We start from the raw sequence: 22,713 nt of genomic DNA, 5'->3' as shown, positions 1-22,713 counted from the left end.
GGCTGGGTGGTGACGGAGGCACTCACTGCTGCTCCTTGCCGACCTTCTCGGCCAGCTTCTGCGAGTCGGCCAGGGCCTGGTCGACCGACTGACGGCCGGCGATGGCGGCGCTGATCTCCTGTGAGACCTTGGTTCCGAGGTCGGTGAACTCGGGGATGCCGACGAACTGGATTCCGGCCGCAGGGCGCGGCTGGACGCCTGGGTTCTCCGGGTTGGCGCTCGCGATGGCCTTCTGGGTGATGTCCGCGAAGGCGCCCACCGCCTTGCGGTACTCGGGGTTGGCGTAGGTGGAGGCCCGCTTGCCCGCGGGCACATTGGCCCAGCCGCTCTTCGCGCCGACCAGAGCCTCGTACTTCTTGCTCGACGCCCACGAGATGAACTTCCAGGCGCTGTCGGTCTTCTTGGACGCCTTCTGCATGCCCCAGGCCCAGGTGTAGAGCCAGCCGGAGCTCTGCGTCTTCTCCACCGGCGCCGGTACGTATCCGATCTTGCCCTTCACCGGGGATCCGGCCGCTTCCAGGGACCCGGCCCCTGCCGTGGCGTCGTACCACATCGCCGTCTTGCCCTGGGTCATGTTGTTGAGGCACTCGGCGTACCCGGACTGGGCCGCGCCCGCCTCACCGTGCTTGCGCACGAGGTCGACATAGAACTGGGTGGCCTTCTTGAACTCCGGGGATGTCAGCTGCGCCTTCCAGTCCTGGGTGAACCAGGTGCCGCCCATGGTGTTGACGACGGTGGTGAGCGGGGCGATGACCTCGCCCCAGCCGGGCAGCCCGCGCAGGCAGATGCCCTTCATCCCGCTCTCCGCGCCGTCCGCCTTGGCCGCGAGATCGGCCACCTGCTGCCAGGTGGGCTTCGCGGGCATCGTCAGCCCCTTCTTGGCCAGGACGTCCTTGCGGTACATCAGGAAGGACGACTCGCCGTAGAAGGGCTCGGCGTAGAGCTTTCCGTCCTTGGCGGTGAGCGAGTCCCGCAAGGGCTTGAGTATGTCGTTCTGGTCGAAGGCGGTGTCCTTGGCCGCGTACTCGTCGAGCCCGTGCAGCCAGCCGTTCTTGGCGTAGAACGGCACCTCGAAATTGCTGATCGTGGCCACGTCGTACTGGCCCGCCTGGTTGGAGAAGTCCTGACTGATCTTGTCGCGGACGTCGTTCTCCGGGAGCACAGTGAAGTTGACCTTGATACCGGTCTCCTTGGTGAAGTTCTCCGCGGTCAGCTTCTGCAGCTCGACCATCTGCGGGTTGTTCACCATGAGTACGTTCACGGCCTCGCCCCCTCCCGAGGACGATGCTCCTGCTCCGCTGCATCCCGCGAGCAGGGCCATGGCGGCCGTGCCCGCCCCCACAGTCAGGTGGATTCCACGTCGTCGGCGCTGGAGGGACATGATGTCTCCTGATGATTCGTAGCGGCTCGGTGATCGATGTTGGGGCGTGGTGGCCCTGCCCCCCGGCCGATGGCCGGGGATCAACGCGCTTATGGGATATGGGAGTCGGCCGTCGGGGGCGCGCCGGGTCAGACGCGGATGATCTGCGGGCCGAGCAGGGAGTAGCGCTGCGCCTCGGCCGAGGGCAGGCCCACGTCGGTGACGATGGCCTCGAAGTCGCCGACCTCGGCGAAGCGGCAGAAGCTCACCGCGCCGAACTTGGTATGGATTCCGGCGAAGATCCGTCGGCGTGAGCTGCGCATGGCCTGCGCCTTGACCTCGCTGACCGCGGGGTCGGGTGTGGTCAGTCCGTACTCACGGGAGATGCCGTTCGCGCCGACGTACGCCAGATCGATGACGAAGTCGGCGAGCATCCGGGTGGCCCAGTGGTCGACCGTGGCCATGGTGCCGCCGCGGACGCGTCCGCCGAGCAGCAGTACGGAGATCTTCTCGGCGTCCGCCAGGACGGTCGCCACCGCCAGGGACGCGGTGACGACTGTCAGCGGCCGGTCTCGCGGCAGAGCCTCGGCGACGAGCTGCGGGGTGAAGCCCTCGTCGACGAAGACCGTCTCCGCGTCACCGAGGAGTTCGGACGCGGCCGCGGCGATCCGGGACTTCTGCGGGACATGACGGGTGGTCCGTACCGCGAGCGTGGTCTCGAAGCCGGCGGACTCGACGGGGTAGGCACCGCCGTGCGTACGCCGCACCAGGCCGTGTTCCTCCAGGGCGTGCAGATCCCGCCTGATGGTCTCCTTGGCCACCTGGAACTGCGCGGCGAGCCGGTTGACGTCGACCGACCCGTCCCGGCGGGCCGACTCGAGAATTCCCCGCCGGCGTTCCTCGGTGTCCACGGCACCCTTCCCTGCTTCTGCTTGTCTTCGGTACTGAGGGCCCGGCGTCCGTTCGGGCCCATGCGTCGTTTGTACAAGCAGGCAAGGCGGCTCGACCAGGCTCTTCACAGGATCCGCTGCGCCCGATCGTGCCCGTTTCGCCGGGGCGTCGGCCCTGGTAGCACCGCCGGTCAGGGGTCCCACGCCCGGCGGCGGCGCCCGCTTCCCGCCGTCATGGCGTCCGAAGCCTGCCCGTGGGCGGACACTGGAGCCGCGACGGGATTCGGCCGCGACGGAAATACGGAAGCATGGGCAGGGCTTGAGGATCAATGAATGGCCGGCCGTGCGCGTACGTATGCGTAGAGGCCGGATTTTCCGACGGACATCCAGGAGCGCACGTATGAGTGGAACAGCCCAGATCGGCGTCACGGGGCTCGCGGTGATGGGCCGCAATCTCGCCCGTAACTTCGCCCGCAACGGCCTCACCGTCGCCGTGCACAACCGCACGGCGGCCAGGACGCGTGCGCTGGTCGAGGAGTTCGGCGACGAGGGCACCTTTGTGCCCGCCGAGTCGCCCGAGGAGTTCGTCGCGGCTCTGGAGCGCCCGCGCCGCCTGATCATCATGGTCAAGGCCGGCGACCCGACAGATGCCGTGATCGAGGAGTTCGCGCCACTGCTCGAAGAGGGCGACGTCATCATCGACGGCGGCAACGCCCACTTCGCCGACACCGTCCGCCGCGAGAAGGAGCTGCGGGAGCGCGGCATCCACTTCGTGGGCACGGGCATCTCTGGCGGCGAGGAGGGCGCGCTGCACGGGCCGAGCATCATGCCCGGCGGCTCCACCGAGTCGTACGCCTCACTGGGACCGCTGCTCGAGAAGATCGCCGCGAAGGCTCCCGACGGCACCCCGACCGTCGCGCACATCGGCCCGGACGGCGCCGGGCACTTCGTGAAGATGGTCCACAACGGCATCGAGTACGCCGATATGCAGCTGATCGCCGAGGCGTACCACCTGCTGCGCGCCGTCGCGGGCTACTCCCCCGCGCAGATCGCCGAGACCTTCCGCACCTGGAACACCGGGCGCCTGGACTCGTATCTGATCGAGATCACGGCGGAGGTGCTGGCCCATACAGACGCCGCGACCGGAAATCCCTTTGTCGACATCGTCACCGACCAGGCGGAGCAGAAGGGCACGGGCCGCTGGACCGTGCAGATCGCGCTCGATCTCGGTGTGCCGGTCTCCGGCATCGCGGAGGCCGTGTTCGCCCGCTCCCTGTCGGGCCATGCCGATCTGCGCGAGGCCTCACGCACGCTGCCCGGGCCGACGGCGCAGCCGCTGAGCCCGGCCGAGGCCGGGCGCTTCGCCGACCATGTCGAGCAGGCGCTGTACGCGTCCAAGATCGTGTCGTACACCCAGGGCTTCCACCAGATCCAGGCGGGCAGCGAGGCGTACGACTGGAACATCGATCTCGGTTCGGTGGCCGCGATCTGGCGGGCCGGCTGCATCATCAGGGCGGCATTCCTGGACCGCATCCGCGGCGCGTACGACGCGCAGCGCGACCTGCCCAGTCTGCTCTCCGACAAGCAGTTCGCCGAGGAGATCGGCGCGGCGCAGGACGACTGGCGCGAGGTGGTCGCGACGGCCGCACGGCAGGGCGTGCCGACGCCGGGCTTCTCGGCGGCCCTCGCCTACTACGACGCGCTGCGCGCGGAGCGGCTGCCCGCGGCGCTCACGCAGGGGCAGCGCGACTTCTTCGGTGCGCACACCTACCGGCGGACCGACCGGGCGGGCTCGTTCCACACCCTCTGGGGCGGCGACCGCTCGGAGGTGGGCACCGACTGAGTCCGCGCGCCCGCGCTGAGGCGATCAGCTCGAAGGCCCCGGCTGGGGCTCCGGCTCCGGCGGGGGTACGGGCTCGGGGCGGGGGCCCGGCGGCTGCGGAACGGGGTCCGGCGGGGGTCCCGGGGGCGGTGCCGGAGGCGGCACCGGGCTGGGCAGGGGCCCCGGATCAGGTCCCGGGAGGGGCGGCGAAGGCGGTACGGGCGGCTGGGTCATGCCGGACCTCCTGAGGTACGGAGTCGTGCGTTCCCAATGTCTCCCGTTGCGCGTGCCCACGCGCGCCGGGTCCACGCGTCATGCTCCGGACGCGATGGCCCCGGCGGCGGCCCGCAGTCCGGGCCTCGGGCTGGACAGGACGGGGACGGCGGTCGTCGCACGGACTGCCGCGTCCGCCATCGAAGCCTGGGCCAGCACGATGACATCCGCCTCCCGCACCCCGTCGAGGGCGGTGGCAACCGCGTCCAGATACCCGTCGCGGTCGCCCGCCTCGAACAGCTCCCAGGCGCCCTCGACAAGCAGTGTGCGCACGTTGACGCCCCGGCCCGCGGCCTCGTCACGGATCAGCGCGAGGGTCGGCTCCAGGGTGCTGTGCACGGCGGCGACCACGACGATCCGGCCGGCCGCAGCCGCCGCAGCGGCCATCGGGCGGTCGACCCGCAGCACCGGCACGCCGAGCCCGGCGGCGCATGCCTCGGCAACGCCGCCGATCGTGGAACAGGTACACAGAACGGCGCTCGCCCCCTCGTCGACCGCCTGTGCCAGCACGGCCGCGACGGCGGGGGCGACGGCCTGGGGCCCTTGTTCCCGGGCCCGGGCGAGCAAGTCCTCGCGGACGAGATGACGCAGCCCGAGGCCCGGATGGTCCGTGTCCCGCAGCCCCTCGAAGACCGGGACATGGACGGGCGAGGTGTGCAGCAGCGCCAGCGTCCCCGAAGGGCCGGTGGGCACTACCAGAGCTCCGCGTGGTCGGCCTCGAGCTGCGCCTTGGCCTCCTGCACCAGTTCGGCCGGGGCCGCGGGGGCCTCGTCGGGGTGCTTGGCGGCCCATGCGGCGGCGTACGGACACAGGGGCACGACGGGTACGCCCTCGCGTGCCGCCATCGCGTAGAACTCCCGCACCAGGGCGCTCGCGATGCCCTTGCCCTCGTGTTCCGGCTCCACCACGGTGTGCACGGCGACCAGGGCTGCGGGATCCGCGTCGAGGGTGAAGTAGACGATGCGGCCCGTCACGCGACCGTCCTCGTACACCTCCAGGAGTCCCTTCGGCCGGTTGTCACGGATGTCGCGTTCTGCCATGGCGGCTTGCTCCTTCCGGCGCTGGTGAGTGGTCACACGACGGCGTGCGGACTGCGTTCCGTATCACTGCCGGGTACGGGCGCGGAGGCGTCCGCGCCGAGCGCGACGATCCTGTTCTGCGCGTCGACATGGACCACACTCGGCACCAGTGTGCGCGCCTCGTCGTTGTCGACCTGGGCATAGCTGATCAGGATCACCAGGTCGCCGGGGTGGACGAGATGGGCGGCCGCGCCGTTGATACCGATGACGCCGGAGCCGCGCTCGCCCTCGATGACGTACGTCTCGAGGCGGGCGCCGTTGGTGATGTCGACGATGTGGACCAGCTCGCCGGGCAGCAGATCGGCCGCCTCCATCAGCGCGGCGTCCACGGTGACGGATCCGACGTAGTGAAGATCGGCCTGGGTCACGGTGGCCCGGTGGATCTTGGACTTGAACATGGTACGAAGCATCGAGAAACTCCCGGAATGTCTGCTCCCTGCCTGCTTTCCGCAGGTCAAGGGCGATGTGCAGAGCCTACAACGATTCGCATCTCCGGTCAGCTGTCCCCAGGTGTTGAAGGACTGACGCTGACCCTTGCTGACCTTCCTGACGCCTCATCAACCCTGAGCGGAGCCCACTTCACCTCCGCTTCTCTGCCCTGAGAACTGCTCGCCGAGGACGGTCAGCGCCACAACGACCACGCCCCCACATGCCCCAGCCGCACCCCGGCCGTCGGTGGAGTTCATCACCTGCACCGGCTGGGTACCTTTCGCCAGCGCCGCCACCTCGCATGGATCGCCGGCCTCGCCCCGGTCCACGCCCTCCACCTACGAGCCACGGGGCGGTCGGGGGCACGGAACTGGGCGCCGTCCGGCAGACGGTCGGCGAGGGCTCGTGCGGTCAGGGCGAGGTCGGCGACGACGGGTCCCCGACGGGCGCCTTGGCGGCCTCGTCGGCGTCGCGGGTCACGAGGACCAGCTCAGCGCTGGCCTATTTGACTGCGGGCTGCGGGCTGCGGGCTGCGGGCTGCGGGCTGCGGCAGGAGGATGGCCTGCGGGTCAGCGAGCAGCACCTCCATGGTGAGCTTGGCCCGCACCTGCTGCCCGGCGGTGACGACCATCAGGGTGCGGTTGGCGCGGGCGTTGAGCATGGCGCCCATGGCGTTGCCGGTGCCGGGCCCGTGTGCAGGTTGACCAGCGCGGTGGTCCCGGAGGCGAGCGCGAACCCGTCCGCCATCCCGACGACGACGGCCCCCTGCAGGCCGAGCACGTAGCGGAAGTCCTCGGGGAACTGCTTGCCGATACCGGACGGCCACAGCCTGCCACCCTCGGCAGGCGGATCCCTCTTACGGGTGACCGCCGCAACTCCTGGCGCGCCGACCCGGCGCCGAGGCGGCGCCAGAACAAAGAAGCGCGGCGCGCCGCGCCTCCGAAGAGGCACGACGCGCCGCTGACCCGATCAGAAGACCAACGGGCCGTCTTCTGTTTCCCGCCACAGGGGTCCGCCGGTAGGCCAACCGGGAGGGAATTCCCCCAGCTTCAGGATCCCGCGGAGGAAATCAGAGAAATCCCCGTCGAAGACCTTGAATCGGTGGTACTGGCGGAAGGCCACGGCCACGCGCCAGCCATCACCCTCGACCGGAGGCAGGAGCACGCACGTGTCGCCGTCCCAGTTGTGGTAGGCCCAGGGAATCATGCGGTTCCACGATTCTCGGACCCGTTCGGGCATGTCCGAATCAGGCTCGAACACCTCCCGAAGGGTCTCGTTCTCGCTCTCGATGAACTCAGCCAGACTTGGCGAACTCATCGGATGCGGAACGTAGAGGTGATCGAACAGCATCGCCTCGCCGTATCCGTCCACAAATTCCTTGTAGTCGGATGGGAGGTCGACACCGATGATCTGCTCGAGGGCAGACCATGCGCCGGCGGGAGCCAGCCTGTCACGCCGGACTTCCCCCAGCAGATCGTGAATGAATGAGAGGCTCAATCCTCAATACCCCGCTCTGACAGGCAAATCGCTTTCGCCTTACCCGGCACGTTGGGCACATGGCAATCCACGTCGAGGCCGCCGTTCCCCCTGGCTTGCAGGTGGATGTAGTCAGGAATTCCTGATGTGGGATCACCATAGATGGGCGTCACAGCATATACCACCCTCTGACCCTCATGGACTTGCTTGGCGATCCGGCCCTCGATCTTACTCATGACGGGACTGTTCGCATCCTTGTGCAGGGGAACAAGGTTCGCCAGATCAGTGCCGGATCCACCAAACTGGCATCCGATCAAGTGACCTCGCGCCCTTCTCTTTTCCGGGATCTTCTTGTAGTCGGGCGGGTCGATCTGACCGGTGATGCAATTCCACTGCCAGGCAGTCTTGCTGCCGCCTTCCTTGGATTCATCACCGTTGAATACCGCGATACCCCCGGTTGCACGGCACCCGTCGTTCCCTGGACGGAATCTCTCACGCGGAAGGTAGGTGATGTTGCCGTTCGAGTTTCCGCCGGTGCTGTCGTCACAGCGTCCGTCGTCGTTGTCGGAATCGCCACCACGGTCCCGCGCCTCTTCCGGGAACTGCTGCTCACTGGGAACAAATCCCAAGACGTCTGCGAAGAAGTCAAGGAATATGCTCTTGTCGTACTGAATGTCCCAGCCGTCCCCCAGGGACCAGGTCGCGTCACGGACCGCGTCCATCGCGATGTCGGCGACATGCTTGGGCGCTGGGACCGGGGTCTTGCCGTTGTTGGGGTTCTGGTCGATCGGGGGCGGGAGGGGTCGGCTGGGCCTGGGGGCGCCGGTGCCGACGTTGCAGTGTCGCTTGCATCCCTTCGGGGGAGGACCGTAGTACCGGGTTCTGGTCTCGGTCCAGGCCCAACCGATGTCCGTGGACGCGGCCGTGGGCCTGGGTGCAGTGCCGGTGCCGCACATCCAATGGTTGCAGCCACCGCTGCCCGGACCCGGACTCCAGCCCCATGCGTTCTGGTTCAGGCGCTCGTTGTACCGGCGAATGATGGCTTCGCGGTCGACCTTGTGGGTGATCATTCCCAGCAGGCCCAGAACGCCACCGCCCCGGAACCCGATGACGGGAGGACGTGGCACCACGGGCGGTCTCCCGAGGTTCGGGATGGTCCTGGGCGCGCTATAGCGCCCGTTACCCGTGTCCTGCCAGTGTCCGGTGGGGTCGGTGCCGTTGAGCGGGCTCGCGTTGCCATACGTGTAGCGGTTGGCCTGGACCGAGGGGTCCGGGTCGAGTTGCCAGGTGTCGCGGCTGGTGAAGCTGCCAGTGCCCGGCTGGTACCAGCGGGAGGCCATGTTGACCTCGCCCGTGGACGAGTCCGTCCACCCCGACTGGTAGCCGAGGGACGGGTTCGCGCCCGTGGACGCCGTCACGTTGCCGAAGGCGTCGTACGCGCGGGACGAGGAGACCGTGGTCCCGTCCGGGGTGAGCCCGGCGACCACGTCGGTGTGCCCGTCCGTGACGGACAGCTGGGCGCTGCCTGCCGTGCCGGTCACTGCGGACGCGAGCAGCGCGCCGCCGGGCGTCCGGCTGTAGGTCGACGTGCCGTCCTTTACCAGGTTGTTGGAGCCGCCGTCGTAGCTGAAGGCGCTGCCGCCGTTGGTCAGGACCCGGTCGAGCGAGTCGTACGTGAAGGTGCTCGTGCCGTTGTTGACCGTGCGCTCGAAGGCGTCGGAGCTGATGACGCGGCTGGTGGCGCCGTCGGTGACCGTCTTGATCGTGCCGCGGGCGCTGTAGTCGAAATTCTGCGTGCCCCAGGTCTGGACACGGTTGCGGGAGTCGTAGGTGGCGGTGACGTCACCCTTCTTGGTCAGGTTGCCGGCCTTGTCCCACTCGTACGGGGTGGTGGTGCTCCCCGCAGTGGTGGAGGTCATCCGGCCGGCCAGGTCGTAGGCGTAGGACTGGATGCCCGCGCCCGCCGTGCCGGTCGTGGTCTTCTTGGCCAGACGGTCTTCGAGGTCGTACTCGTAGGCGATGCCCTGGACCTCGGTGCCGCCCGCGGTGCGGGCCACCGCGTCCTTGGTGACCCGGCCCAGAGCGTCGTACGTGTACGAGCGCTTCGCGCCGATCGTCCAGGTGCCGCCGGCTGCCGGGCGTGCGTACTCGTCGACCGTCGGTCGCCCGGCCGCGTCGTAGTCGCTGCGTACCTGGGTGCCGGTGAGCGGGTCGGTCGTCGTGTCGAGACGCCCGGCCGGGTCGTAGGTGAAGGCCGTCGCGCCCGCCGCGTCCGTGCGGGACGCCATCTGGCCGTCCGCGTCGTACGTGTAGGCGGACGTGCCCGAGGGACCGTCGCTGTTCAGGAGCTGACCGCGGTCGTTGTAGGAGTACGTGTTGCCCGCGAGGACACCGTCACCGCCCACACCGGTCAGACGGCCGACGAGGTCGTACGACAGGCTGCGCGGCCGGGTGGCCACGGCGGTGCCGGAGCCGGTCTCAGCGGTGAGCCGGCCCAGGTTGTCGTACGTCTTGTTGCGCTTGACGCTGCCCGGGAGCAGCTCGGTGACGACCCGGCCAGCCGCGTCGTAGGCGTTGGTCCACGTGCGGTTGTTCAGCGCCGAGTGCTGGGTGGTGCTCGGTTCGATCGTGGACTCGGGCAGGCCCCACGTGTTGAACGTGTAGTACGTGGCCTTGCCGCGGCCGTCGGTCAGGCGCGCGCGGTGGCCCGCCGCGTCGTAGCCGAAGGTCGTCGTGATCGAGTCCGTGCCCGTGACCGGTTCGACCTGCTTGGTCAGCTGGCCCAGGGCGTCGTACGTGTACGTGCGGCGCGCGCCGGTGGCCGAGACGGATGCAGTGACGTTTCCGTCGGCGTCGTACTCGGTGGTGGCCGTGCGCAGGGCCGTCGTACCCGTGCCGTAGTCCGTTTCGGACAACGGCTTGCCCATGAGGTTGTACGCGGTGACCGTCTTGCGGCCGGTCGCGTCCTTGCTCTCGGTCTTGCGGCCGAGGCCGTCGTAGACGGCGCTGCTGGCGCCGCCGGCCGGGTCGGTGACCGTCAGGGTCTGGCCGGCCTTGTCGTAGGTCGCGCTGGTGACCCGCCCGCCGGGCGTGGTCGAGGAGACCTGGTTGTCCGCGTCGTCCCAGGTGAAGCGGGAGACGAGGTTCCGGAGGGTGGGCTTGCGCTCGACCGTGGTGGCGGTGAGCTTGCGGCCCAGTTCGTCGTAGGTGGACTCGGTGCGCGCTCCTGTCGGGTCGGTCGCGGAGAGCGGCTGACCGGTCGGGGTCCAGGTGTAGGTGGAGACCCCGCGGCCGGACAGGTCGGTCGAGGTTTCGTTGAAGGTGGTGGATCCGGGCGCCTGCAGCGTCGCTCCGCCACTGACGAGCGGGTCCGTCTTGCGTACGAGGTTGCCCATCTGGTCGTACGCGTAGTACGTGGCGATGCCCAGCGGGTCGGTCGTGGAGGCCGTGTTGCCGAGGGCGTCGTACGTCGTGCGCGAGACGGCCGTGATGGCCGCGGTCGTGCCCGGCGGCGTGTAGTCGGGCAGCGTGACCGCGACGGGGCGGCCCAGCTTGTCGGTCTGCGTACGGGTCACCAGGCCGCGCGTGTCACGCGACTCGGTGGCCTCGCCGAAGGTGTTGTAGCCGACGAGGGTCTTCGGGGTGACGGCCGCGGCCGCACCGCCGTTCTCCTCGGCCTGCACCTGCGGTGCGGTCGTCTCGACCAGGCGGCCCAGCTCGTCGAACCGGCCGGTACTGGTGTTGCCGCGCGGGGTGACCTGGGTCAGCGGGAGGCCCCGCTGGTCGAAGGTGGTCGAGGAGACCCGGGTCGTGGTGCCGTCGGTGACGGTCGTCTTCTTCGGGTTGCCCACCGCGTCGAACTCGGTGGTCGAGGTCACCTTCTTGCCGGTGCCGTCGATGGACTGGGTCTGCTCGGTGAGCCGGTCCTCCGCGTCGTACGCGTAGGTGGAGACCCGGTTCAGGCCGTTGGGGTCGAACACCGAGCGGGTGGTGCGGCCCAGGGCGTCGACCGTGTTCACAACCGTGCGGCCGCCGCTCGCGGTGGCCGAGACCGCGTGGCCCGCGCCGTCGTAGACCGTCGACCCGAGCAGGATGTCCTTCTTGGAGCCGTCGGACTGGGTGACCTGCTTCGCCGTCGTCGTGGCCTTGAGGCCGTCGTCGTAGTAGGTGAAGGCGGTCGTGGCGCCCATGGCATCGGTCGTCGAAGCCAGGCGGCCCACCGGGTCGTAGGCGTTCGAGCTCAGGACCAGGTCGCGGGTCTGGCCGGACGGGTCGCCGGTCCAGTTCTTCAGGACCGACTCGGCCGGCTGGCCGCGCTTGGTGTAGGTGTGCGTGACGACGTTGCCCGCGGGGTCCGTCTCACTGATCACGCGGCCCAGGGCGTCGTGGTTGAACGTCGCCTCGTTGCCGGCCGCGTCCGTCACGCTGTCGTTGAAGCCGCGTGTGTTGTAGCGGTAGGTGGTGGTGCGGGTGGCGTCGCCGCCGGTGGTGTCCTCCGTGGATTCGGTCAGCAGGTTGCCGTCCGCGTCGTACGTGCGGTTGATCCTTGCGGTGTGGGTGACACCGGTGATCTCGTTCTTGACGCCTGGGCCGGTCTCCGCGGAGACACGGGACATGGCGTTGTAGGCATACGTCGTGGTGACGCCCGCCGGGGTGGCGTCGGAGACCTGGGTCTCGGTGACCTTCCGGCCGATGCCGTCGTAGGTGTACGTCGTCACCACGCCGGAGGGCGCCGTCGACTTGGCCAGGTCACCGCTCGCGAAGTACGCGTACGAGACGATGGCGCCGCCGGTGCTCTTCTTGGTGGCGACCAGGCCCTTCGGAGTCGAACCGCCGCCCACCGCGGGCTCCGTGCCCGTGGTGTACGTGGTCGACGCCGTACGGCCGTCGACCGAGGTGACCGTGTCGGTCAGGCCCAGCTCCGTGTACGAGGTCGTCGTCCGGTACCGGTTGTCGTCCGGGCCGGAGGAACGGCCGTCGCGGATCGCGATCTGCTTGCCGTTGCGGAGGTCCAGCTTGTCCGCGGGGTTGTTGTAGTACTCCGCGAAGGAGGTCCAACAGGAGTTCGCGTCCCGGCAGGTCGTCGTCGAGACGGTGTTGCCGCGCTCGTCGTGACCGGTGATGGTCGCGTGACCGTTCGGGTCGGTGACCGTGTGCAGGAAGCCGCCGGTGTCGTACGCGTACGTGGTGACACCGCCGTCCGCGTTCGTCGACGCGGTACGGCGCTGGCCGCGGACCGCGTCGAAGGTGCTGCTGGTCTTCGCACCCGTCGGGTCGGTGACCGTCACCGTCGAGGACAGGGCGGAACCCGAGGCCTGGGCACGGGCACCGTAGTGCCGGGCGACCTGGTCACCGGTGAGGGTCCGCGGGTAGACCGCGACCTCGTCGATCTGGCCGGTGAAGTACTGGACGCCGTCGCCCGGGGACGCGGGCCACCACTTGGTGTAGCCGGCGCCGATGTACGCGAGCTTGTTGGTCTCGTGGGTGACCGGCACGGTGGTGGTCTGGGCGACCTGGGCGCCGTCGAGGTACAGCGAGTGGGTTGCCCCCAGCGCTGTCACCACGGCGTGGTGCCACTCGTTGTCCGTGACCGTGTTCGGCGAGGTGTTCGTGGCGCCGACGCCACGGGTGAAGTACTGCCCGTGCAGCTTGTTGTCCGAGCCGACGTACAGCACGGGCGCGTAGGCGACGGCGTCCGGGAGCGGCTTCTCCTGGTCGCTGAAGAGCACGCCCGGCTTGGTGGTCTTGAACCACAGCTCGACCGACAGGTCGGTGTTCGCCAGGTGGCCGCCGGCGAGCTCGGCCCACCCGTCACCGGAGAATTCCGCCGCGGAACCGTCGCCGGTCCCGAACGCGCCGGGCTTGCCCAGCGTCGCCTTGGTGTAGGTGCCGTTGGCACCGGCGGCGGCGACCTTGTTCACGACGGTCGTGCCGCCGGACTCGTCCAGCTGCCAGTAGCCGGCCGGGGCGTCCGCCATCACGACGCCCTCGTACTGGTCGCCGTTGCCGGAGACCAGCCGGTTGCGGGCCTTGAAGTGGTCCGCGACGGTCTGGGCGGTCAGTTCCTTGGTGTAGAACGCGGCCTCGTCGAGCTGGCCGTTGAAGTAGCGGGTCGCACGGGCCTGTCCGTCCCACTCCTCACTGGAGTAGCCGCTGCCGATGTAGGCGTGAACGAGGGTCTCCGGCTTGACCACACCGGACTTGGAGCCGATCTTGGCGCCGTCGAGGTAGAGCGACTGACCGGCGGAACCGCCGGTGATCACGACGTGGTGCCACTTGTTGTCCGTGACCTTCACGCCGCCCATGACCGGCCAGCCCGCGGACGGACCGTCCCACAGGTGACCGCGGAGTTTGCCTTCCCCGTCGACGAGCAGACTCGCGTTCCACATCGTCGGGGTGGTGCCGAGCTCGGTGTTCTGCAGGCCGAGCAGGACACCGCCGGGCTTGTCCGTCTTGAACCACAGCTCCGCGGTGAGCGCGGTGGCGTCGCTGATCGACTCGGACGGTACTTCGATGGCGCCCTTGGACCCGTCGAGGGTGACCGCGCCGTCGTCGCCGTCGAGGAACGCCCCGACACCGCCGAGCGCGACACCTTCGCGGTAGGAGCCGTTGCCGCCGCCGGACATCTCGTCCGCCGCCGACGCGCCGCCGCTGTCACCGAGGCGCCAGTAGTTGACGGGCCCCGACGCCGTGACGGCATCGCCGTAGGCCTGCGAGCCCGCCTCGTAGCGCGGCTCGGAGATCTGCCACAGGCCACCGCTCTCGTCGGTGACCTTCGTCGCGCGGCCGGTGTCGCCGTCGTACTCGACCGTCGCACCCACCCGGCCCGACGGCAGGGTGGACTTGGTCAGCTTCGAGGCTCCCGTACGCGCCTCGAAGTGGGCTCGGATCGCCCCGGCGTCGAGCGCCCGGTGGTACACCGCGACCTCGTCCATGGAGCCGGTGAAGCGGCGTACCCCTGCGGGGCCGCCGTCCCAGCTCGAGTTGGAGTAGCCGGCGCCCAGGTAGGTGAAGGTCTTGCCGTAGTGGTCGACCACGCCGGGAACGGAGCCGAGGCGCGTGCCGTCGAGGTAGAGGATCTGCTCGGTGCCCGTGCTGGTCAGCACGGCGTGGTGCCACGCGTTGTCGGTGACCGTGCCCGGGGAGGTGACGGGGGTGGTCCCTACGCCCTTGAGCTCGAAACCGCCGTGCAGCTTGCCCGCCTGGTTGATGCCCAGAATCGGGTTCCACCGGTTCGGCTGGCCCTCGGACAGCTGCTTGTCCTGGAAGCCGACGAGCGTCCCCGGCGTGGTCGTCTTGAACCACAGTTCGACGGACAGGACGGTCGAGGCGGACAGGGCGGTTCCCGGCAGCTCCACGTAGGAGTTGGCGCCGTCGAACGACGCCGCCTTGTTGCCGGTCGCGCCCAGCGCGCCCGCCGACCCAAGGGGCACGTCGCGGTAGTGGCCGGCGTTCATGCCCGTGCGGGAGACCGCCTCACTGGCCGCGGACTCGCCCTCGGCCTCGTTCAGCCGCCAGTACCCGACCGGGTTGGCGTCCTGCACCATGCCCCGGTAGTTCGAACCCGCCGTGTACTCGTACCTAGAGCACGCCGTGGTCGAAGACGGCGGGCACACCTTCACCAGGCGGTCACCGTCGTACGTGTACGACCAGGTGAGCGCCGGGGCGATCGGTCCGACGGCGTCCGTGGACACCGAGGCGATGTGCGCGCCCTGCCAGGTGAAGGACAGCGCGCGCTGAGACAGCGCGTCCGTGGCCTTGGTGAGCTTGCCGGCCGTGTAGGTGAGCAGCTGCTCGCGGCCGTGGCCGTCCTTGACCTTGGTCAGGCGGCCCGTCGCGTCGAAGGTGTGGACCGCGGCCGCCGCATCGCGCAGCGTCCAGCCGCCGCCGGCGACCTCGGTCAGCACGCCCACCGAACCGGACGGCGCGCTGTAGGTGCCGTCGGCGTTGCGGCCGAAGCGGACCTGGCTGCCGCTGTCCAGGGTGATGACGACACTGCCGTCGGGCTCGGCGACTGCTCGCATGTCCCAGCGGGTCGCCCAGCCGGCGCCGAAGGCGTTCGCCTGGCGCGGGTCCTGCGAGTTGTACGTACGCGTGACCGCGAGCTCCGGGCCCACGCTCGGTACGGCGGCGTCCGTGGCAGCGGTGGCGTAGTTGCCGGCCCGCTCGCCGAAGGTCCGGCCGCTGTCGGCGCCGCCCAGGTGGGAGGTGATGACGGGCTGCGGTACCTGCGTGCTCAGGATCGACGGCGCGGTGCGCGCCGACTGGTCCTTGCCGTCGTTGGCGTACGCGTACCAGGCGTACGTCTTGGCCCAGTTGAGCCAGCCGGCCGGAACCGTCCAGCTCTCGGACGCCGCATGCGTGTTGCCGTGGCAGTTCTTCCGGACGTCCTTGCCCTCGACCTCACACACCTCGAACTGGTACGTCAGCGCACCCGGGGACTTGTCCCGGTCGGTGGCCGTCGCCCACAGCGTCGGGGTCAGGGTGTCCACGACCGTGCCGCTCGGCGGAGCCGCACCCGTCAGGTACGGCGGCGCGTTGACTGCGTCGAAGCGCACGGTGGGACCAGGGACCCCGTCGTCGACGAAGCTCCGCACCTGGAATTCGTCCATGGTCCACTGGAGCGTGTACGTTCCGGGCTCCAGCGGGGCGATCTTGGCGTCGAGGGTGACCGTGCCGCCCGGCGCGATGTCGTACGGCATCGGCGTCCACCGGATCTTGCTCCAGTAGTCACCGCCGACCTTGTTGCCGTTGGCGTCGAACAGGTCGTAGCGCAGCTTGTAGTTGCTGGTCGCGCCCCAGGTCTGCTGACCCTGGTTGGTGACGGTGACCTTGAAGGTGCCCTCGGCGGTGGCCGTCGGGGGCTGAACGAAGCCGCCCAGGCCGTACGTGGCCCCGTACTTCGACCACGTGACGTCGAGGCTGGGCTTGCCGTTGGGGTAGTCGTCGGAGCCGAACTGCTTCCAGGTCCTCGAGTCGTCCGTCGCCGCCTTCACAGCCAGGCCGTAGTTGGCCTTGCGGCCGTGCGTCCAGTCGTCGACCAGCCTGCGGCCCGACTCGCCGAGCGGGATCGCCTCCCACGCCGCGGGCCCACAGGGCCAGTTGGTCGTGCCTTCCGGGCGCCATGCATGCGCGAAGGACTTGGAGCCCAGGGCGCCGCCGGTCGCGGGACCGGGGTAGCTGGACGTGCTGCCCTCGGACCAGTTCGAGGTGATCTCGTGGACCGTCACCGGCCGTGCGGTGCACGAGTACGAGAAGGTGTTGTAGAGGCTCAGGTTCGCATTGATCACAAATGCGTTCTTGAGGGTGGTGTCCAGGCCGTTGAACTTCAGGAACGAGGCCGCCTTGTGGCCGCCGCCGTCGTACGTGCCGACCTTGAGTTCGGTGGCGCTGGAGAAGTTCTGGTTGTAGGGCGACTCGACGTACGTGCCGGAGGCCGCCTCCAGGCCGTTCGCCGAGGGGTCGACCTTCACGGGGAAGACCCGCTCGGGATCCGACAGCCACTTCCGGTCCAGCTTCACAACCAGGACCTGGCGGGAGCCCTCCCGCACGATGTCGTAGGTGACACCGGAGGAGATGACGCCCTCGTTGGAGTTCGGCGCCTTCTTCGAGTCCTCCATCCAGCCGGCCGGCATCCACGCCTGCTGGCGGCCCGTCCGGTCGGTGAAGGAGACGCCGCCGTGCCCGTCGAGCTTCGCCGTCAGCCCCTTCAGAGTCAGCGCGAAGCGCCACTCGGTCGGCGCGCCCTTGTCCTTGAGGATCAGCGTCTCCTTCACGGAGTCACTGCCGGCGATCAGTTCCACGTCCGTCGAAGGGCGGACCTCCGGATACGTGATCACGCTGCCGTTCACGCGCCCCTGCGAGCGGGCCGCGCCCTCGATCGCGTAGCCGATCGCAGCGGTGTCGCCGACACCGAGACGCACCAGCGTCTGCGCATCCGCGAATTCGGAGAAGTAGACCTTGTCCTCGGTCGACCGGGCCTGCCAGCCGGATCCCGGGACGGGCTCGGTCCCCGCACCCGCGGAGGCCTTCGCCAGCCGGGTGTCGATTTCCTTCCACTTGCCGTCGTCGCCGCGGAAGTTGACCTGCTCGTTGTAGAAGCGGGTCGTGAAGGTACCGTCCGGGTTGGCGAACGTACGCGCCTTCTCTGCGCGCTTGCCGGTGACTTCGGAACTGGCCTTGGGGTCGAAGCCCTTGGGCGCGGCCCGGCGCGGCGCGGGCACCTTGCGGTAGGAAGACACGGCCGCCTTGGGCGCGTTGCCCAGCCTCAGCCGGGTGGTGCCGGAGTCGGGCGCGAGTTCGCCGGGCGCCATCAGAGCGCCACTGCGGCCGCCGGCCGCAGCCGCGTCCGTGGCGTCACCGGACGCCTTGTGCCCACGCCCGCGGGCCGATCCCCAATTCTGTTCGGGTAGTTCGCCGGCCCCGGGGCCGGATCTCGCCTCGCCCCAGCGGTTGACCGCCAGGGCTGTCTGTTCCGTGCCCGCAAGCACGGCCATGGTGAACGCCATGAATATGACGAGTGGACGCGTGATACGCACCTTAAAGCCCCCACGAAAATGATCAGTGGGGGGTAGTCCTATCCGGATTCACAGGGAACGCACAAACTCCGCACAGGATCTGACGAACTGGATCCCGGGCAGGGAGTGTGGCCATATCACTCATGTCGTGATGGACTTATCAAACTCACCACCGGCGAGCAGCGACCCCGTGACGGAAGTCACGCCGACTCATTCCGGACTCGGCGTTTTCGGGGCAGCTGTCCGCCGTTCCACCCTCGAGCCCCTGGGGCTGCTCGCCCTGATCGCAATACAGTCCGGCAGGTCATCGCGGGCCTGGACGGCGCGGTGTTCGGTGCAACGGCTCGCGAGAGGCCACAACGCCGCTTCGCGCGAGAGTGGGTTCGCCTCCGCGGTAGAAGCCCTCCCGCTCCTCCACGGCGTATGGGCCACGACCTCACGCCGCCGTTGCTCCGCGTCGGAGGACGGCCACGCGTCGCACGGTTGTCCAGACCGCCTCCGAGCCGGTCGCTCCCGTGCCGCGTCGGCTGCCCGTCATCGACGGCCGCGACCTCGTGGGCATCGTCGATGCGGCCGGCATCGCCACGGGGTGAAGAGCGCGCTCCACCACCACACCCCGGGGAGCAAGGGGCGGTACAGAGTTTCGACTGATGCTGACCGTTTGCTGACCAAACTCCGACTGCCACGCCCCTGACCTGCGGAAATGTCCGGGTGCTAGATGTCGGACTTGAACATGGTACGAAGCATCGAGAAACCGCCGGAATGTCTGCTCCCTGCCTGCTTCCTCCAGGTCAAGGGCGTTGCCCGGGAGCCTACGACGATTTGACGCCGTTCCGGCCGTCGTCGATACCGACGCGGGTCACTCGTCGCTGCTCAGGCGTCCGGGTGGCCGGCGATGTTCAGGATGTTGCCGTCGGGTGCGCGGACGAAGAACCGGCGCAGGCCCCACGGTTCTTCGGTGAGCGGGTGGACGATCCCGAATCCGCGCCGTCGTGCCTCGGCGTATGCGTCGTCGACAGCCGCACCGACCTTGACCGAGACGACGGGATCCTGGGGCGCGGTTGCGTCGCGCGTAAGGAGCTGGATCTCCGCACGTCCATCCGGCGACCGGTAGCGGGCCACCCAGCCCATATTAAAATCTTCGACGCTCAGGCCGAGATAGCCGGTGTAGAAGTCGCGGGCGGCCCCGATGTCCGGGACACGCAGATTCGCTGTGATGCCGTTGGCTTCCATCGTTGCTCCTCGAAAGCGGCTCGCTTGTCCAGCGGCGCGCAGCCAGGTACGCGCACCCTCACCCTGCCACCGAACCACAGCACCCGTCCGGCAACGCACGGATGCGCCGATCAGTGGCGGCTCACTGCCGGGCCGTGAGCGCCGAGGACTCATCAGAAGCGGGCCGCATTCGCGAGTGCTGGGGAGCCAGTCGGGTGCAACCGGTGCGCCGACCCGTGGAACACCCTGGCGAGCCTGTTTGTCCTGAACCGCCCACGTCTATGGATTGTGTTGCTTATTCGGTCGATGCCTTGCTGTCCGAGTCATGGCCCCAGAAGTCGTCCACCCCGCGCCGAGAACAACAAACGATCACTGCCCAAGGCCTTCTGAAGGAGCCGAACACGATGCTCAGACGATCAAGACGGCGTGTCGCCATGGCCGCCGCCACCGCAGCCCTGATTGCCGCCGCTCCGATGGTGCTTGCCGAGCCGGCCTACGCACAGTACCCACCATGCCCTCCCCCTGAGCTGAGCGATGACACCGTGGCCCCCGGTGATGAGCTCACCTTCTCCGCGACGTGCTTCGAAGCGGGTGAGGAGGTAGTCGCCCTCCTGGTCCCCGGCGGTGCCGCGACCACCCGAAGCGGCGCGTCCACGGCCGCACTCAGGACATCGCCGTCGTCCGTGCTGCCCATCGTGTCGCCCACTGTGGAGGGCGGAGAAGGTGGCGGAGACGGTGGCGGACGCGGGGACTCCGTGTACCTGGGCACCTTCACAGCCGACGGCGACGGAGCTGTCAGCGGGACGGTCACCATCCCCGAGGACGTTCGCCCCGGTGACTACCGCTTCGCGCTCAGGGGCCGGTCATCGGGAGATTGGCTCTCCGCGGCGCTGACAGTCGCCCGCGACGGGGACGGTCCCTGGGACAACCACGGACGCCCCGGCCACCCGGGCCATCGTCACGACCCCTCGCAGCTCGCGAAGACAGGTTCCTCGGATGCGACGGTGGCGCTGCTCAGCGCGGCGGGCGCTCTGGTGCTTCTCGGCGGCGGGTCACTCGTGATCGTACGGCGGCGGCGCAGCCACACCGAACGCGGCTGAGAGAGGCCAGCGGATGCCGTGGACGACCCGCAAAATCCGGGACAGCGCGGTTGTGTCCCACTTCACCGGCCTGGTGCGACGGAATCACCGCCGCGCCAGGCCGCTGATGTGGGCAACGGCAGCCACTTTCCTCGCCGGTTCGTGCTGGCTGGTCGTCACGGGCCTGTACGCCCGTAGCGAGCTGCTCGCGGCCCGCGGCGATCTGGAAACCCTGCGGAACTCGGTGACGGCGTCCGCCTCGTCGGTCTCGACGACAAAGGACGCCGCGGGCCGCCGGGAGCGCGGCGAAGCCGCGGCCCGGTCCGCCGCGGCGCACGCGGACCGGGCGCACAGCCTCACCACCGGACCCGCTTGGTCCATGGCGACGTATCTGCCGGGCCTCGGCGGCACGGTGGAGACCGTCCGCGGTACGGCCAAGGCAGTCGACCGGCTGACCGGTGACGTTCTGCCCGCCGTCGTACGAACCGCCGCCAATCTCGCCGACGATGCGGGCGCCGACGGCGGCCACCTGGACCTCTCCGAACTGCGCAGGGCGGCCCCGGCTCTCGAGAACGTCTCACGCCAGGTGGCCGTGACCCGTGCCGAGACCCGCAAGCTGCCCAGCCACACATGGCTGCCCGCCCTGGACCGGGTCCGGGGCGAACTCCTCGGCCGGCTGGACCGGATGGCGCCCGCCGTGGAGGACGCCGCCACCGGCGCCCGCCTTCTGCCGGCGATGCTGGGGGAAGACCGTCCACGGCGTTACCTGGTGGTGTTCCAGAACCCCGCAGAGGCGCGGGGAACCGGTGGAATGCCCGGTGCTCATGCCCTGATGACAGCCGACAGGGGCAGGCTGGCCCTGACGCACTTCGGACACGACGCCGAGATGGTGACCACCCACCCCAAGGTGGATCTCGGTGCCGAATTCACCGCCATGTACGGTCACTACGACGCGGTCAACACATGGCCCAATTCCAATATGAGCCCGCACTTCCCCTACGCGGCACGCATCTGGTCGGCCGCCTGGCTCGACAAGAGTGGCGAGCGTGTCGACGGCGTGTTGTCACTGGACCCGGGCGCGCTGGCTCGACTGCTCGCAGCCACCGGGCCGACGCGCACGACCGACGGCACCGTCGTCACGGCGGACAACGTGGTGGATCTCAGCGAGCGCACCAACTACACGAGGTACTCGGACCCGCTCAAGCGCAAGGCTTTCCTGCTCGACATGGCCCGGGCCTCTGCCGGGCAGTTGCTGGCCGCCGCCGAAGATCCCCAGCGGCGGCCGGGGCTGCTGCTCGGCCTGTACGACGTGCTGAGCAACGGGCAGATGAACATCTGGAGCGCCCACAGCGACGAGCAGCGGGAGCTGGAGTCACGCCCGGCCGGCGGCGCCCTGCCGCAGAGGCCGGAGCCCTACGCCGGGCTGGTGGTCAACAATGCGGCCGGCACCAAGCTGGACTACTACCTCGACCGCACCCTGGACTGGCGTCCCGGTCGCTGCACCGCGGCCGGCCGCGAGGTCACGGTCAAAGCCGTCCTCGCCAACAGTGCGCCGTCCCAAGGACTTCCGACGTACGTCACCGACCGCCTGGACAAGCCGCCGTATGCCACGCGCGAGGGTGACAATCGCCTGCTCGTCTCCTACTACGCGACCGCAGGGGCGAATCTGATCAAGGCGAACGTCGACGGGCGCACCGCTCTCATGTCACCGGGCATCGAGCGCGGACATCCCGTGTACACGCTCGACGTCGAGGTACCCGCGGGCAGCAGCCGCACGGTGACGCTGCACCTGCTGGAGCCCCCGGCCGACGACGCGCCAACTGTGCTGCACCAGCGGCTTCCCCGCCCGCTCCACGCCACGGTGCACCCTTCCTCGGGCTGCGACGGGGGACTGAGCGGGGACCCCACCGGTCAGCCCAGCACTGCCGCGGTGATCCCTTCCACCGCTTCCGCGATCCGGGCGGCGCACGCCCTTGCCTCGTCCTCGGACGCACCATAGGGGTCGTCCAGGTCGTCGTCCCACGATCCCACGCCGCTTGCTCCCCGCCGGGCCGCGGCCCCTCTGGTCAGGGCCGTGGCCCGCTCGACGGGGTCGGTCAGACCGGCCGCGTCGTCCTCGTGCAGCAGCCGCGCGAACTCCCGCAACGTAAAGGCGCGTCCGAGCCCATGCACCGGGGAGAGCCGGACGGCCGCCTCGCGGTGCTCCGTCGCGGCACCCAACACCAGTTCCGCGTCGCTCACGAGCGGCGCGGTGAGCCGTCGGGCGGCGGCTCCGGCGGGGTCCCCGCCCAGCTCGGTGAGCAGGGAGGCTGCGGCCGGGTCCATCGGCGCCCCGTTCTCCGCGATGGTTCCCGCGCTCGACACATGGAACCTGCCCCCGGCCGGGGCGAGTCGGAAGGCCAGCAGACGCTCTGCCAAGGGTGAGCGATGCAGGTTCCCGGTGCAGACGACAAGCACACGGAACGGTTCACGCACGGCCGAGCACCGCGAACATGGTGCGCCCGTACTCGCCCCGGGACGCGAAGCGGCAGGGATTCGGCGAAGAAGCCGACACCGGGAAATCCTTTCAGGAGGCG

13 protein-coding genes are annotated in these 22,713 nt (G+C 69.3%); 3 read left to right on the top strand and 10 right to left on the bottom strand.

From position 1 onward, the window contains the following. Window positions 1–22: 22 nt before the first annotated feature. Window positions 23–1,381 (bottom strand): ABC transporter substrate-binding protein, encoded by a 1,359-nt coding sequence (locus tag OG741_RS33510; RefSeq protein WP_405603909.1) that lies wholly within the window; start codon window positions 1,379–1,381, stop codon window positions 23–25. Window positions 1,382–1,509: 128 nt separating this feature from the next. Next, a complete protein-coding gene (locus OG741_RS33505) occupies window positions 1,510–2,271 on the bottom strand; it encodes a DeoR/GlpR family DNA-binding transcription regulator (RefSeq protein ID WP_266483777.1) in 762 nt (253 codons plus the stop codon). 379 nt (window positions 2,272–2,650) lie between these two features. Here OG741_RS33505 and gndA point away from each other — a divergent pair, with 379 nt between their 5' ends. Then, the gene (gndA, locus tag OG741_RS33500) at window positions 2,651–4,093 is read left to right on the top strand and encodes an NADP-dependent phosphogluconate dehydrogenase (protein WP_405603907.1); all 1,443 of its coding nucleotides are present in this window, start codon (window positions 2,651–2,653) and stop codon (window positions 4,091–4,093) included. A 291-nt stretch (window positions 4,094–4,384) separates the two neighbouring features. Here the strand turns inward: gndA and OG741_RS33495 are convergent, their stop codons facing one another. The 7 genes from OG741_RS33495 to OG741_RS33465 all read right to left on the bottom strand — a co-directional run bounded on the left by OG741_RS33495 (window position 4,385) and on the right by OG741_RS33465 (window position 19,079). Further along, a complete protein-coding gene (locus OG741_RS33495) occupies window positions 4,385–5,038 on the bottom strand; it encodes an aspartate/glutamate racemase family protein (protein ID WP_405603905.1) in 654 nt (217 codons plus the stop codon). Then, window positions 5,038–5,385, bottom strand: coding sequence for a GNAT family N-acetyltransferase (locus OG741_RS33490; RefSeq protein WP_405603903.1), 348 nt, complete (start codon window positions 5,383–5,385; stop codon window positions 5,038–5,040). The genes OG741_RS33495 and OG741_RS33490 overlap by 1 nt, the downstream gene beginning before the upstream one ends. Before the next feature lie 32 nt (window positions 5,386–5,417). Next, complete coding sequence (gene panD, locus OG741_RS33485) at window positions 5,418–5,834, bottom strand: aspartate 1-decarboxylase (RefSeq protein ID WP_328666595.1); 417 nt, start codon at window positions 5,832–5,834, stop codon at window positions 5,418–5,420. A gap of 509 nt (window positions 5,835–6,343) precedes the next feature. Then, a complete protein-coding gene (locus OG741_RS33480) occupies window positions 6,344–6,523 on the bottom strand; it encodes a hypothetical protein (RefSeq protein ID WP_405603901.1) in 180 nt (59 codons plus the stop codon). 299 nt (window positions 6,524–6,822) lie between these two features. After that, entirely contained in the window at window positions 6,823–7,350 is a 528-nt protein-coding gene (locus tag OG741_RS33475; RefSeq protein ID WP_405603899.1) for a hypothetical protein, read from the bottom strand. Continuing rightward, a complete protein-coding gene (locus tag OG741_RS33470) occupies window positions 7,347–17,837 on the bottom strand; it encodes a LamG-like jellyroll fold domain-containing protein (protein WP_405603897.1) in 10,491 nt (3,496 codons plus the stop codon). Before OG741_RS33470 ends, OG741_RS33475 begins: the two co-directional genes overlap by 4 nt. Window positions 17,838–18,719: 882 nt before the next feature. Continuing rightward, window positions 18,720–19,079, bottom strand: a complete 360-nt coding sequence (locus OG741_RS33465; protein WP_405603896.1) for a VOC family protein — start codon at window positions 19,077–19,079, stop codon at window positions 18,720–18,722. A gap of 383 nt (window positions 19,080–19,462) precedes the next feature. On the opposite strand from OG741_RS33465, the gene OG741_RS33460 reads away from it, so the two are divergent. Beyond that, on the top strand, window positions 19,463–20,158 hold the full coding sequence (locus OG741_RS33460) for an LPXTG cell wall anchor domain-containing protein (RefSeq protein WP_405603894.1): 696 nt from the start codon (window positions 19,463–19,465) through the stop codon (window positions 20,156–20,158). 13 nt (window positions 20,159–20,171) lie between these two features. Continuing rightward, window positions 20,172–22,136, top strand: a complete 1,965-nt coding sequence (locus tag OG741_RS33455; RefSeq protein WP_405603892.1) for a DUF4012 domain-containing protein — start codon at window positions 20,172–20,174, stop codon at window positions 22,134–22,136. On the opposite strand, the gene OG741_RS33450 is transcribed toward OG741_RS33455, so the two are convergent. After that, a complete protein-coding gene (locus tag OG741_RS33450) occupies window positions 22,049–22,594 on the bottom strand; it encodes a low molecular weight phosphatase family protein (RefSeq protein WP_405605904.1) in 546 nt (181 codons plus the stop codon). The genes OG741_RS33455 and OG741_RS33450 overlap by 88 nt on opposite strands. Window positions 22,595–22,713: the final 119 nt, after the last annotated feature.

Source organism: Streptomyces sp. NBC_01410 (assembly GCF_045040195.1).
GTDB lineage: Bacteria > Actinomycetota > Actinomycetes > Streptomycetales > Streptomycetaceae > Streptomyces.
The sequence above is the reverse complement of the archived record's forward strand: the minus strand, read 5'-3'. Positions and strand labels throughout refer to the sequence as shown.

Coding starts and splice junctions, on each gene's coding strand:
- OG741_RS33510 (WP_405603909.1), bottom strand. CDS start 1,381: ATGTCCCTCCAGCGCCGACGACGTGGAATCCACCTGACTGTGGGGGCG.
- gndA (WP_405603907.1), top strand. CDS start 2,651: ATGAGTGGAACAGCCCAGATCGGCGTCACGGGGCTCGCGGTGATGGGC.
- OG741_RS33490 (WP_405603903.1), bottom strand. CDS start 5,385: ATGGCAGAACGCGACATCCGTGACAACCGGCCGAAGGGACTCCTGGAG.
- panD (WP_328666595.1), bottom strand. CDS start 5,834: ATGCTTCGTACCATGTTCAAGTCCAAGATCCACCGGGCCACCGTGACC.
- OG741_RS33480 (WP_405603901.1), bottom strand. CDS start 6,523: ATGGGCGCCATGCTCAACGCCCGCGCCAACCGCACCCTGATGGTCGTC.
- OG741_RS33470 (WP_405603897.1), bottom strand. CDS start 17,837: ATGGCGTTCACCATGGCCGTGCTTGCGGGCACGGAACAGACAGCCCTG.
- OG741_RS33465 (WP_405603896.1), bottom strand. CDS start 19,079: ATGGAAGCCAACGGCATCACAGCGAATCTGCGTGTCCCGGACATCGGG.
- OG741_RS33460 (WP_405603894.1), top strand. CDS start 19,463: ATGCTCAGACGATCAAGACGGCGTGTCGCCATGGCCGCCGCCACCGCA.
- OG741_RS33455 (WP_405603892.1), top strand. CDS start 20,172: ATGCCGTGGACGACCCGCAAAATCCGGGACAGCGCGGTTGTGTCCCAC.